Annotated in this window: 12 protein-coding genes; 7 read left to right on the forward strand and 5 right to left on the reverse strand. The window is 68.1% G+C overall.

The window, feature by feature from the left end; all coding sequences use genetic code 11:
• Nucleotides 1-908, reverse strand: a 908-nt coding sequence (locus AC1D1S_RS14675; RefSeq protein WP_476994792.1) for a glycosyltransferase family 2 protein, incomplete at its 3' end; no start/stop codon positions are given.
• Between the two features lie 29 nt (nt 909-937).
• On the reverse strand, nt 938-1,480 hold the full coding sequence (locus AC1D1S_RS14680) for a WhiB family transcriptional regulator (protein WP_052355088.1): 543 nt from the start codon (nt 1,478-1,480) through the stop codon (nt 938-940).
• Between the two features lie 368 nt (nt 1,481-1,848).
• Between AC1D1S_RS14680 and AC1D1S_RS14685 the strand changes: the two genes are divergently transcribed.
• Nucleotides 1,849-2,553: a TIGR03089 family protein gene (locus tag AC1D1S_RS14685; RefSeq protein ID WP_243179927.1), complete on the forward strand. Its 705-nt coding sequence runs from the start codon at nt 1,849-1,851 to the stop codon at nt 2,551-2,553.
• Nucleotides 2,554-2,586: 33 nt separating this feature from the next.
• Here the strand turns inward: AC1D1S_RS14685 and AC1D1S_RS14690 are convergent, their stop codons facing one another.
• Nucleotides 2,587-3,153 carry a GtrA family protein gene (locus AC1D1S_RS14690; protein ID WP_476942944.1) on the reverse strand — a complete coding sequence of 189 codons (567 nt, stop codon included), beginning with the start codon at nt 3,151-3,153 and terminating at the stop codon, nt 2,587-2,589.
• Between the two features lie 268 nt (nt 3,154-3,421).
• Here AC1D1S_RS14690 and AC1D1S_RS14695 point away from each other — a divergent pair, with 268 nt between their 5' ends.
• The 5 genes from AC1D1S_RS14695 (at nt 3,422) to AC1D1S_RS14715 (ending at nt 9,187) form a co-directional block, all read left to right on the forward strand.
• Nucleotides 3,422-4,570 carry a 5-(carboxyamino)imidazole ribonucleotide synthase gene (locus AC1D1S_RS14695; RefSeq protein ID WP_476859218.1) on the forward strand — a complete coding sequence of 383 codons (1,149 nt, stop codon included), beginning with the start codon at nt 3,422-3,424 and terminating at the stop codon, nt 4,568-4,570.
• 83 nt (nt 4,571-4,653) lie between these two features.
• On the forward strand, nt 4,654-5,178 hold the full coding sequence (gene purE, locus AC1D1S_RS14700; protein WP_223914232.1) for a 5-(carboxyamino)imidazole ribonucleotide mutase: 525 nt from the start codon (nt 4,654-4,656) through the stop codon (nt 5,176-5,178).
• A 22-nt stretch (nt 5,179-5,200) separates the two neighbouring features.
• Entirely contained in the window at nt 5,201-6,841 is a 1,641-nt protein-coding gene (locus AC1D1S_RS14705; RefSeq protein ID WP_476994793.1) for an LCP family protein, read from the forward strand.
• An 80-nt stretch (nt 6,842-6,921) separates the two neighbouring features.
• Entirely contained in the window at nt 6,922-8,211 is a 1,290-nt protein-coding gene (manA, locus tag AC1D1S_RS14710) for a mannose-6-phosphate isomerase, class I (RefSeq protein ID WP_476994794.1), read from the forward strand.
• 4 nt (nt 8,212-8,215) lie between these two features.
• Entirely contained in the window at nt 8,216-9,187 is a 972-nt protein-coding gene (locus tag AC1D1S_RS14715) for a lipid II:glycine glycyltransferase FemX (RefSeq protein ID WP_243179943.1), read from the forward strand.
• Nucleotides 9,188-9,270: 83 nt separating this feature from the next.
• Here the strand turns inward: AC1D1S_RS14715 and galE are convergent, their stop codons facing one another.
• Both galE and glpX read right to left on the reverse strand, forming a co-directional pair.
• Nucleotides 9,271-10,242 (reverse strand): UDP-glucose 4-epimerase GalE, encoded by a 972-nt coding sequence (gene galE / locus AC1D1S_RS14720; protein WP_243179952.1) that lies wholly within the window; start codon nt 10,240-10,242, stop codon nt 9,271-9,273.
• Between the two features lie 150 nt (nt 10,243-10,392).
• Nucleotides 10,393-11,415, reverse strand: coding sequence for a class II fructose-bisphosphatase (gene glpX / locus AC1D1S_RS14725; RefSeq protein WP_028277383.1), 1,023 nt, complete (start codon nt 11,413-11,415; stop codon nt 10,393-10,395).
• A gap of 195 nt (nt 11,416-11,610) precedes the next feature.
• Between glpX and AC1D1S_RS14730 the strand changes: the two genes are divergently transcribed.
• A partial coding sequence (locus AC1D1S_RS14730; protein ID WP_476994795.1) for a DUF4245 domain-containing protein occupies nt 11,611-12,087 on the forward strand: 477 nt, incomplete at its 3' end.

The following is a 12,087-nucleotide window of genomic DNA, read 5'->3' on the forward strand; positions in this document are numbered from 1 at the left end:
GCATTGCGGCGTCCGCGGACCACCGCCGCCGGGCGGCCCAGTGCGGCAAAGGTCGCCAGCAGTTGGGAGAACCCGTGCCCCGGGTCCTTGACCGCAATGCTCAGGACGAGTTTGAAGAGGCTGCCCAGGAGGGCGCCGGCCGCGTGCAGCGGGACTTTCCAGCCGGCCGCGTGCTTGAGCCGCAGGTGCACCTGTGCCTTGCGTGCGGCCGTCGCGTTGCCAAGGGCGTGGGGACGGTGCGAGACATGGAACATCCGGGCGCTGGGGACCACCACCACGCGGTGCCCGGCGAGGCGGTTGCGCCAGCAGAAGTCGACGTCGTCGCCGCTTCCGGGCAGGGCCGGATCGAAGCCCCGGAGCTCCTCCCAGATGTCGCGGCGGACCAGCATGCCGGCGGAATTGACCGCAAAGGTATCGCTGCGGCCGTCGTACTGGCCCTGGTCGAGCTCGTCGGCGTCGATCAGCGTCAGCCGCTCGGCCCAGCGGCTCGTGGAGAGTCCGACGTCGATCAGCCGCCGCTCGGCATGCCAGTCCAGCTGCTTGCAGCCTGCCACCGTGACCGACGGCGCCCGTTCGACCGCGCGGAGGAGTTCGGCCAGGGCCTCGGGTGCCGGTGCGGCGTCGTCGTGCAGCAGCCAGATCCAGTCGGTGCCCGGCGCCGTGGCGGCGGAGCCCTCCGCAGGCCACGGCGCGAGGGCCTTGAGCCCGGCCATGACGGCTCCACCCATGCCGGACCGGGGCTGGTCGAAGACGGTGACGTTGACCTTGCCCAGTTCCTGTTCAAGGAGGGCGGCAGAGTGGTCGCGGGATCCGGTGTCGACACCGATCACGGCGTCGGCGGGCCGTGTTTGGGCCGCCAGCGCCGCAAGGGTCCTGGGGAGAAAATCACCGCCGTCGTGGGAGACCACGACGGCGGTGACTCGTACTTCTTGAAGAATTAGACTGCTCGCTTCCTAAGCCGGCGCCGCTCGCGCTCGGAGAGGCCTCCCCAGATCCCGAAGCGCTCGTCGTTGGACAAGGCGTACTCGAGGCACTGGGAACGCACGTTGCAGGCGCCGCAGACTTTCTTGGCGTCGCGGGTGGAGCCGCCCTTTTCGGGGAAGAAGGCTTCGGGATCAGTCTGGGCGCACAGGGCATCGGTCTGCCAGCCGAGCTCGCCCTCGTCGTCGAAGTCCTGCCGGGACGGCAGTCCGATCCAGACTGGCTGCCCGGCGGTACCGGAACCGGGCGAATGGAGCTCCATCGGCGGGTCGAGGGGATCGGTGTCATGATCCGGGCCGGACAGGAGCTCGTCGTGCGCTGCGAGGAAGGCCGTGGCGGCCTCCTGCAGGGAATCCTTGGTGTGTTCGTTATAGCGGTCAGCTGCGTCCGGATCCGCCGGATCTACGTACCAGTCAGTCGGCACGCCGCGTGACCGGTATTTCGCCGTGGCCTGGCCGGCAACTACGGCATCTTCATGGATACGCTCTGCTAGCCCCATGGCGTCCCCCTCCTGATTTACAGCCACTGCAAGACCCCCTTGGACACTCGGTTGAGTGCCGGTTTTGTGCAGTGGCTTTAGATAACTAATTACACGCGTGTAAGTATCCGGGAGTCAAGCCACGGCGGAGATAATAATCAACTTGATACACAAAGTGGAGGCACGCCACGCCCGGAATTTTTTCGCCTGTCCCGCGAGAACCCGCGGAATAATCAGGGTACTGAGCACTTTTGGGGCTTTTCATTGAATTTTCGGGAAATTTTCCCGCGCCCTGCGCGGACCCCGCCGAACACGGGGCCGCCGGGGTGACGGACGTCACGGAGCCGGGGGCTGATTGGCCGTGACAACAGCCGTGGCAAGATGAGGGCATGAGCATTCCGGCAATCGACCTGATGACAGCGCTGCGCTCCGGCCAGGCCACGGCGCCCCGGCTGACCTGGTACGGCCCCGATGCGGAACGGGTTGAACTCTCTGGCCGCGTGCTGGACAACTGGGTCGCGAAGACTTCCAACCTGCTGCAGGACGAACTCGACGCCGAACCGGGCATGCGGCTGCGCCTGGACCTGCCCGCGCACTGGAAGTCGGTGATCTTGGCCCTCGCGGCCTGGCAGCTTGGCATGGAAGTGGTCTTCGACGACGCGGAGGCGGACCTGCTGGCCACCGCGGACCCTGGTCCGGGCGCTGCCGCGGGCGGGTTCGACGCCGTCCTGGCCGTGTCGTTGCCGGCACTGGCCATGCGGTGGACGGGTGAACTGCCCAGCGGCGTCCTCGACTATGCCGCCGAGGTCCGCTCCCACGGCGACATTTTCATGCCCCACGTGGATCCGGAGGCGGAACGTCTCGCCGTCCGCACCTCCGACGGCGCAGTCCATGCGCACGGGGCGCTCCTGGACGGTTTTGCCGCGGCCCAGGACCCCGGACTGCGGCTGCTGGTTCCCGCGGCCGACGGCCTCGAAACCGTCCTTGCGCAGTCATTGGGGACCTGGAAGGCCGACGGTTCCGTGGTCCTGGTGCACCCCGAGGTAGTGGTGACCGGCAAACTGCGGGACGCCGAGCGCATCAGCGGGGACTGATCCCCTGGCACTGACTTCCGGGACGGCGGTTCCTTAGGCCGGCGGGCCGGGCAGTTCCGAATCGTTGACGCGTTCCCTGACGGCCGACGTGGCAACGGGCTGGGAGTGCGGGTGCCGTTCGATGATCTCGTGGTCGTGCGAGAACTCCGGCTCTGCGTCGAGTTCCTGGTTGAACACCAGGAAGCGGTAGGCAAAGAACCGGACCACGGTCGCGACCAGGATGCCGACCACCCCGGCCAGGAAGAGCATGTTCTTGTCGGTGACTCCCATGCCGTACTTCGCGACGGCGGTCAGGCCGGTGGAGATACCGATGCCGATCCCGTTGATGATGAGGAACATCACGAACTCGCGCAGCACGTTGGCCTGCCGGCGGTGCCGGAACGTCCAAAAACGGTTCGCAACCCAGGAAAAGACCGTCGCCACGCTGGCCCCGAAGAAGCGGGCCTTGGCCTCGCTGTCGGTCATGGGACCGTGCATCAGGTAAAACGTCAGTCCGTTGTCGATGACGAACGCGATGCCGCCGACGGCACCGAACTTGGCCACTTCGCGCCAGAACAGCGAGGCAAGCCCGCGCATGCGCTCGTTAAGTGTAGTAATCATGACCCTCCGTGGCCTTCTGGAACTGTCGGCCATTGGGCCAAACGCCCATTTTAGCGCCGTTTCCCGGGAGTTCGCCCGCAGCTGCCGCTCAGACGGCTCCCTGCGGATCCGGCGGCGGGCGCCCGGCGCGCGGGTGCGAAACCCCCGTCCCGGCACCGTTCCCGCGCTTGCCAATCCCCAAAAGCCGGGTTCCCGTGAGGTTTTCGGTAGGCTGGGACTTGTGACTTTTCCTGTAATCGGTGTTGTTGGCGGCGGCCAGCTTGCCCGCATGATGGCCCCTGCCGCGACCGCCCTGGGCTTTGAGCTCCGTGTTCTCGCCGAAGGCGAGGACGTCTCCGCAGTCTCTGCCGTGGCTAACGCCCCGGTCGGCGACTACAAGGACCTGGAGCATCTGCTCGAGTTCTCCCGCGGGCTCGACGTCCTGACCTTCGACCACGAACACGTCCCCACCGCCCACCTGCGGTCCTTGATCGGTGCAGGCGTGAACGTCCATCCCGGCCCGGATGCCCTGGTCAACGCCCAGGACAAGCTGGTGATGCGCGCCGCGATCGACCGGCTCGAGCTTCCGAACCCCACGTGGGCCTCCGTCGCCAATGTCGCGGACCTCGTCGCCTTCGGCGAGCAGACCGGCTGGCCGGTGGTGTTGAAAATGCCCCGCGGCGGCTACGACGGCAAGGGCGTGCGCATCGTGTCCTCGGCCGAGGACGCGGCGGCCTCCGCCGACTGGTTCGAGGCCATGTCCCCCCTGCTGGCCGAAGCCAAAGTGGAATTCAGCCGCGAACTCTCGGCCATGGTCGCGAGGACGCCGGACGGTGAAACACGGGCCTGGCCGGTGGTGCACACCATCCAGGTGGACGGGGTGTGCGATGAAGTCATTGCCCCGGCCCTGGACATCTCCGTCGATGTTGCCGCAGCCGCGGAAAACGCCGCGGTCCGGATCGCCGGCGAACTCGGCGTGACCGGTGTCATGGCCGTCGAACTCTTCGAGACCCCGGGCGTGGGCGCAGGCTTCCTGATCAATGAACTCGCCATGCGCCCGCACAATACCGGGCACTGGACCCAGGACGGCTCGGTGACCAGCCAGTTCGAGCAGCACCTGCGGGCCATCCTGAACCTGCCGCTGGGCGCCACTGACCTGCTGGGGCCGGTCGTGGTGATGAAGAACTTCCTCGGCGGCGCCAACCAGGACCTCTATTCCGCCTTCCCCGCCGCCCTCGCGAGCGAGCCGGCGGCGAAGGTGCACTGCTACGGCAAGGCTGTCCGGCCCGGCCGGAAGATCGGCCACGTCAACCTGGTCGGGACCTCAGCCGCCGACGTCGACTCCGTACGGCAGCGGGCCACCACCGTAGCCGACATCATCCGGAACGGCCGGGCCCACGCCGGCGCAATGCCGGCAACTTCCGAGGAGACCGCATGAGCACCGCACCCAGCCCCAAAGCCAACGAAGCGGGAACCCCCCTCGCCGGCACCCGCGCGGACACCCCGCTCGTTGGCCTCGTCATGGGCTCGGATTCGGACTGGCCGGTCATGGAAGCCGCCGCAGAAGCCCTCGCCGAGTTTGGAATCCCGTTCGAGGCCGACGTCGTCTCGGCCCACCGGATGCCCACGGAGATGATCCGCTACGGCCAGACGGCCCACGAGCGCGGTCTTCGCCTGATCATTGCCGGCGCCGGCGGCGCCGCGCATCTTCCCGGCATGCTGGCCTCGGTCACTCCCCTGCCGGTGATCGGCGTCCCCGTGCCGTTGAAGACCCTGGACGGCATGGATTCCCTGCTGTCCATCGTGCAGATGCCGGCAGGCGTTCCGGTCGCCACCGTCTCGATCGGCGGCGCGCGCAACGCCGGCCTCCTGGCTGTGCGCATGCTGGCCTCGGGCACGGATGAACTGGCAGTCCAGCTCCGGGCGGACCTCCTGGAGTTCGCCCAGGAGCTGAATGACGTCGCAACCAGGAAGGGCGCGAACCTGCGGCACAAGGTCAGCGAAGTGTTCGCCGCCGGAAACGTCACCCCGCGTAGCGGCAATTAAGGCAGCCATTAGGAATCCCGGCATGAGCAGCAGCTACGCCCCCACACACCGCCCTGAGCAGTCCGGGCGGGCACTGGGCGATCCGGTCCGGCACCCCTCCGGCGCCCCGTCCCCGGTGCTCACCAAGCGGGCGTTCGTCCTGATCCTCATGACGCTGCTGGTTCCCGGCAGCGCCCAAACCGTCGCGGGCAACCGCCGGCTTGGCCGGGCCGCGCTGCGCGTGACCTTTACGGTCTGGGCGCTGGCCCTGCTGGCCGTACTGCTCCTGCTCGTGTCCCGCTCCACGCTGATCAACCTCCTCACCGGCACGGTGCCTTCGCTCTTGCTGGTGCTCGGCTTCGCCTGCCTGGCCATCGGCTGGGCCGCCCTGTTCCTGAACACCTTGCGGCTGATCCGGCCCGGGATGCTGGCGCCAAGGATCCGTCCCGCGGTGGTGCTGGCGCTCGTGCTGGCCATGATCCTCAGCAGCGGATCCCTGGGCTACGCGGCCTATCTGCTCAATGTCAGCCGCAACGCCATCGGCAGCATCTTCTCCGGCTCCGGCCCCACCCTTGAGCCGTCCGAGGGCCGGTACAACTTCCTGATGATGGGCGGCGACGCCGGAGCGGACCGCACGGGCCGCCGGCCGGACAGCCTCTCGGTGATCAGCGTCGATGCCAAGACCGGCASCACGGCGATCATCTCCGTGCCCCGCAAYCTCCAGAACGCCCAGTTCAGCGCGGAGTCGCCGATGCGCCAGGTGTACCCGGATGGCTACAACTGCGGCGACGAATGCCTGATCAACGCGATCAACACCGAGGTCACCAACSAGCACMAGGACCTCTATCCCGGGGTGGCCGACCCSGGGGCGCAGGCMACCCTCGAAGCGGTGTCCGGAACGCTSGGCATCAAGGTCCAGGCCTACGTGCTCGTGGACATGGACGGCTTTTCCAAGCTGATCGACGCCATGGGCGGCATCCGGATCAAGGCCGGCGGCTGGGTCCCCATCAGCGGGCCGATGGTGGATGAGGCCAACGGCATCCACGGCATGCCGGACGGCTGGATTCCGGCGGGAGACCAGACGCTCGACGGCTTCCACGCCCTCTGGTACGGCCGGTCCCGGGAATTCGTGGACGACTATGCCCGCATCCAGCGCCAGCAGTGCGTGCAGCAGGCGATGCTGAAGCAGCTCGACCCGGCAACACTGCTGGCCAAGTTTGAGGACATCGCCAAGGCCGGCACCAAGGTGGTCGAGTCAAACATCTCCTCCGGCCAGCTCGGCAGTTTCGTGGACCTGGCCATGAAGGCCAAGGGACAGGACGTCAGCCGCCTGACCATCGGTCCGCCGGACTTCGACGCCGCCTTCTCCACGTCCCCGGACTTCGACGTCATCCACGCGCGGGTGGCCAAACTGCTGGCCAGCCCGTCCGCCGGCGCCGCAGCTGATGACAACGCCGTTGACGATGCGGTCCTGCAGCCCGGAACGGCCGCGGGGCCGGTCTCCGCCGCCGGCCCCGTCCCGGCCACCGATCCCCCGCCCGCGCCGTCGGACTTCACCCCCGTGACCACCACGCCGGACGGCGAGCCGATCACCGAAGAGATGCTGAACCAGTTCAAGCGCAACGGCGACGAGCAGTCGATCCGCGACCTCGTCGCCACCAACGGACAGTGCGCGCCGCTCTAACCCCGGCAGCAGCCTTGAGCGCAGCAGTGCGACCACATTTCTTTGACGAGACATTTCATTGATCAGACAGGGACCAGGCCATGTACGAACTTGAGAACGTCCTCCGGCCCTACGCCTGGGGCTCCCCGACGGCCATCGCCGGGCTGCTGGGCAGGCCGGCTTCCGGCGGTCCCGAAGCGGAGCTTTGGATCGGCGCCCACCCGGACTCCCCGTCCGTCGCGCTGACGCCGGCGCCCGGCGGTGCCGGCCGGCACGCACGCGCAGCGAACGACGGCGGACGGCTGCCGCTGGACGCCCTGATCGCCGAGGATCCGGAACATTGCCTGGGCAGCGCGAGCGTGGCCGCTTTCGGTCCGCGCCTGCCGTTCCTGCTCAAGGTCCTCGCGGCCGAGGCGCCCTTGTCCCTGCAGGTGCACCCGACGCTCACCCAGGCCCGGGAGGGCTTCGCGCGCGAGGAAGCCGCCGGCGTCGACCCCGCCGCGACGGAGCGCAACTACAAGGACGATAACCACAAGCCCGAAATGATCTTCGCGCTGACTCCGTTCGAGGCCCTCTGCGGGTTCCGGCCGGCTGCGGAATCCCGTGCGGTCTTCCAGCATCTGGCGGCGTGCTTCGAGCTCGCCGGGCTGGAGCTGCCGCCGCTGGTCCCGCTGCTGCTCGAGGATCTGGCGCAGCCGGACGAACCCGCGGGCCTGCGCTCCGCCTTCGAACGCCTCATCACCGGCGGCGGGGACGTCGCCGAGGCGACGGCGACGATCGTTGCGGCCCTCGTCTCCGGTGCCCCGATGGCCGGGCACGAGGCGGAACTGTCCACCGCGGTGAGCCTGAACGGCCGGTACCCCGGAGATCCGGGCGTGCTGATCTCCCTGCTGCTGAACCGGATCTCCCTCGCCCCCGGTGAGGCCGTGTACCTCCCGGCCGGCAATGTCCATGCCTACCTGCACGGCCTCGGCATCGAGGTCATGGCGTCCTCGGACAACGTGCTCCGCGGCGGGCTCACGCCGAAATTCGTCGACGTGCCGGAGCTGCTGAAGACCGTGGCGTTCGAGGCCGTCGCCGTGCCCATGCTCCCCGCCGAGACCACCATGTTAGGCCAGGAACTCTTCCGGCCGCCGTTCCGGGAATTCCAGCTGCAGCGAATTGTTGTGGCGCCCGGCGCGGAGCCCGTCCCGCTGGCGCAGTCCGGTGCCGCCGTCGTCATCGTCACCCACGGCTCCGTCCGCCTCGACTCCCCCAAGGGCGAGCTGCGGCTGGAACGGGGCGCCAGTGCCTTCTTGCCCGCCGCCGAGGCACCGGTCAACGTCCACGCCGTCTCCGGCGCCACCGGCCCCGCCCTGGCATTTGCCGTCACCACCGCATTGGAAGCCTGACACCATGGACTATTTCCTGCAGAGCCCGCAGTGGGCACAGTTCCAGCGTTCGCTGGGACGCACCGTCCACGAACAGTCCGGGCCCGGGTGGCGCTTCCTCGCGGTCGAGGAATCCAATCCGGCCGGCAAACTGCTGTACTCCCCGTACGGCCCGGTCGCCGAGTCACTGGCAGCCTTCGACGCCGCGCTGGCGGCCCTGACGGACCTCGCCCGGAGCAGCGGGGCCGTGTTTGTCCGGGTTGAGCCGGTCACCGCAGGCTTCACCGCCGCCGAGGCCGACTCGGTACTCCGTAGCCGCGGCCTGCAGCCGGCGCCGGCCAGCCAACAGCCCGAGCTCAGCTGGATTGTGGACCTCGACCGGGATTTCAAGGAAGTCCTGGCGGATATGAAGCCGGCGAACCGGAACTTGTTCCGCAACATCCACAAGAAGGGCGTGACGTTCCGCTCCAGCCAGGACCCGGCAGAGATCGCCGTCCTCCTGGAGTTCTTGCACATGACGGCCGCGCGCAACGGCTTCAAGCCGCAAAGCGACAAGTACCTGACCCAGGTGGCCCGCTCGCTGATGCCGGCCGGCGCGGCGACGCTGTTCATCGCGGAGCTCGACGGCCACCCCATCGCCGCAGCCCTGGCCTACGACTCGGCCGACACCCGGACCTACGCGCACGCCGCCCTGGACGACACCCACCGCAAGCTCAGCGCGGGCATCCCCCTGCTTGTCACCCTGATCGCGGACGCCCAGGCGAAGGGCCTGAAGCACGTGGATCTCTGGGGCGTGGCGCCGGAGGACCAGCCCGACCACAAATGGGCCGGGTTCACGGCGTTCAAGAAGTCGTTCGGCGGCCGCGGGATCGCGTATCCCGGAACGTGGGACCTGCCGGTCCGGAAGGTCCGCTACGGCAGCTACCAGCTGGCCCGCAAAGGCGCCCAGCTCGCGAAGAAGCTGCGCGCCCGGTCCCGGGCCCTCGCTAACCGCTAAGGGCCCAGCAGGCGGCACCGGCTACCGGGTCACCCCGGCCAGCCGGGCCGGCGTGCCCCGGTGGCCGGTGTTGGTGGCGGGCGTTAGTTGGCCGTGATGGCGTGCCGCTGGGCGTCGTAGGCGCTGGCCACCATCTGGTCCACGGAGTGCCGCATCTTCCAGTCGAGATCGCGGGCAGCCAGCGTGCCGTCGGCCACGATCCGGTCCGGATCCCCCGCCCGCCGCGGACCGATTTCGGGTTCGAAATCGATCCCCGTGACGTCGGCCATCGCCGTCATGATCTGGCGCACGGACAGCCCGTCCCCGGATCCGAGGTTGTACACCCGCTCCAGCGGCTTGCCCGCCTCGAGCGCCTGGGCGGCGGCCACATGCGAGGTGGCCAGGTCGGCCACGTGCACGTAGTCGCGCACGCAGGTGCCGTCCGGCGTGTTGTAGTCGATGCCGTTGATGCGCGGCGTCTTACCGGCCGTGAGCGCCCGCAGCACGATCGGGAAAAGGTTATGGGGGCTGGTGTCGTAAAGCTCGGGCGCACCTGAGCCGACCACATTGAAGTACCGCAGCGAGGTGTGGTTCAGGCCCCGGGCCCGGCCCTGGTCACGGATCAGCCACTCGCCGATGAGTTTGCTCTCGCCGTAGGGCGATTCCGGGTTGGTGGGCGTCGCTTCGGTGACGATGTCGCCGGTGGGCGTGCCGTAGGTAGCCGCGGACGAGGAGAACACCAGCTTGTCGACGCCGCTGAGCTCCATGGCCTTGAGCAGTTGCGCGGTGCCCGTGACGTTCTGTTCATAGGTCAGCAGCGGCTCCTGGACGGAAACCCCGGCGTACTTGAAACCGGCCAGGTGGATCACCCCGGTCACCGCATGCTCCCGCAGCGTGCGGGCCACGAGGTCGGCGTCGAGGATGCTGCCATGGATGAACGGCACATCGGCCGGCACGAACTCACGGTGCCCGCTGGAGAGGGAGTCAATCACCACCGGCTGGATCCGGGCACCGCGCAAAGCGGAAACCACATGAGAACCGATATATCCTGCACCGCCAGTTACGAGCCACGTCATGGCTCCACCCTATCTAATCCCACGGGCCCCGGCCGCCCCACCGCAATACACATCATCATGCACCTGGTTTAAGACGACGAATCCCGGACCGCGGAGGCGGCCCGGGATTCGCTGTGCTCTATCGTGCAGTTCAGTGTTGCCGTTCAGGTGCTAGCTCCTGCGGGCGTAGCCTTCCCACTTGCTGGCCTGGTGTTCGCCGTCGACAAAGCGGATCGTGCCGGACTTGGAGCGCATCACGATGGACTGGGTGAGGACCTTGTCCTTGGAGTAGCGGACGCCCTTGAGGAGGTCGCCGTCGGTGATGCCGGTGGCCGCGAAGTAGCAGTTGTCGCTGGAGACGAGGTCGTTGGTCGAGAGCACGCGCTCCAGATCGTGGCCGGCGTCGATCGCCTTCTGCTTCTCTTCGTCGCTCGTGGGCCACAGGCGGCCCTGGATGACGCCGCCGAGGGACTTGATGGCGCACGCCGCGACGATGCCTTCCGGGGTTCCGCCGATGCCCATGAGGGCGTCGACTCCGGTGCCGGCACGCGCAGCGGCGATGGCCCCCGCGACGTCGCCGTCCATGATGAACTTCGTGCGGGCGCCGGCTTCGCGGATTTCCTCCACGAGGGGGCGGTGCCGGTCGCGGTCCAGGATCATGACGTTGAGCTGGTTGACCTTGACGCCCTTGGCCTTGGCGATCAGGTGCAGGTTCTGCTTGACCGGCAGGCGCAGGTCCACCATGTCGGCCGCTTCCGGGCCGGTGACGAGCTTTTCCATGTAGAACACGGCAGAGGGATCGAACATAGAGCCGCGTTCGGCCACGGCCAGGACCGCCAGGGCATTGTTGATGCCAAGGGCAGTCAGCCGGGTTCCGTCGATGGGGTCGACGGCGACGTCGCACTCGGGCCCGGTGCCGTCACCGACGTGCTCGCCGTTGAACAGCATCGGGGCTTCGTCCTTCTCGCCCTCACCGATGACAACGACGCCGTTGAAGTGCACGGTCTGCAGGAAGGAGCGCATGGCGTCCACGGCGGCGCCGTCGGCCTTGTTCTTGTCGCCGAAACCCACCCAGTGGCCGCCGGCGATGGCCGCGGCTTCCGTGACGCGGACAAGTTCCAGCGCGAGGTTGCGGTCAGGCTCATCGATCCCGACGGCGAGCGAGGGGGAAAGCGTGGAGTACTTCTGGGACATGGGCGCTGGTGTCACGTGAACCTCTTCTTCGAGTGGCGGTCGTTGAACCCGTACGGCCAGGATCGATCCGTCGCGGTGATTCGTCTGATATTGATCATAGTCGGGGCGGGCCCGCAAGGTCATGGGATGTCCGGCGCGTGACGCACTTCACCGTCGGAGGGGCCGCTGCGCCGCGAATGTGAGATCGGCCCGGACATGCGCGACTATAGAGGGGTGAGTGAATTGCAGGACGCTTCCCCCGCCGCCCCCGGTTCGCCGGCTGGCAGCTCCCCCGCGGCAGGCCCGGACCCTTCCGGACAGCCCCCCGTGAAGCCCGTCATCGCCGCCGCGGCGGCCAAACGCGCCAACGCCTCCGTGATGGGCATGATCATCGCCCTGGTGGTGAGCATCGCCGCGTTCCTGCCGATCGTCCTCATGAATCCTTCTCCGAAGACCGACGGTTACCGGCCCAACGTCAATGTCAGCGCCACCGCGCAGAACGCGGCGGGTGTGGCGGGATTCACACCCGTGGCGGCCGATACCGGCGACACATTCCGCGCCAACTACGCCCGTTGGGAGTCCGGCGCCGGCAGCGGCGTCCCCGCCTGGGAAGTCGGCTACCTGACGCCCAAGGAATCCTTCATCGCCCTCGTGCAGACCCGCACGGCCAACCCCACCTGGCTCCTGCAGCAG

The organism is Arthrobacter sp. P1_A5, from assembly GCF_056406825.1.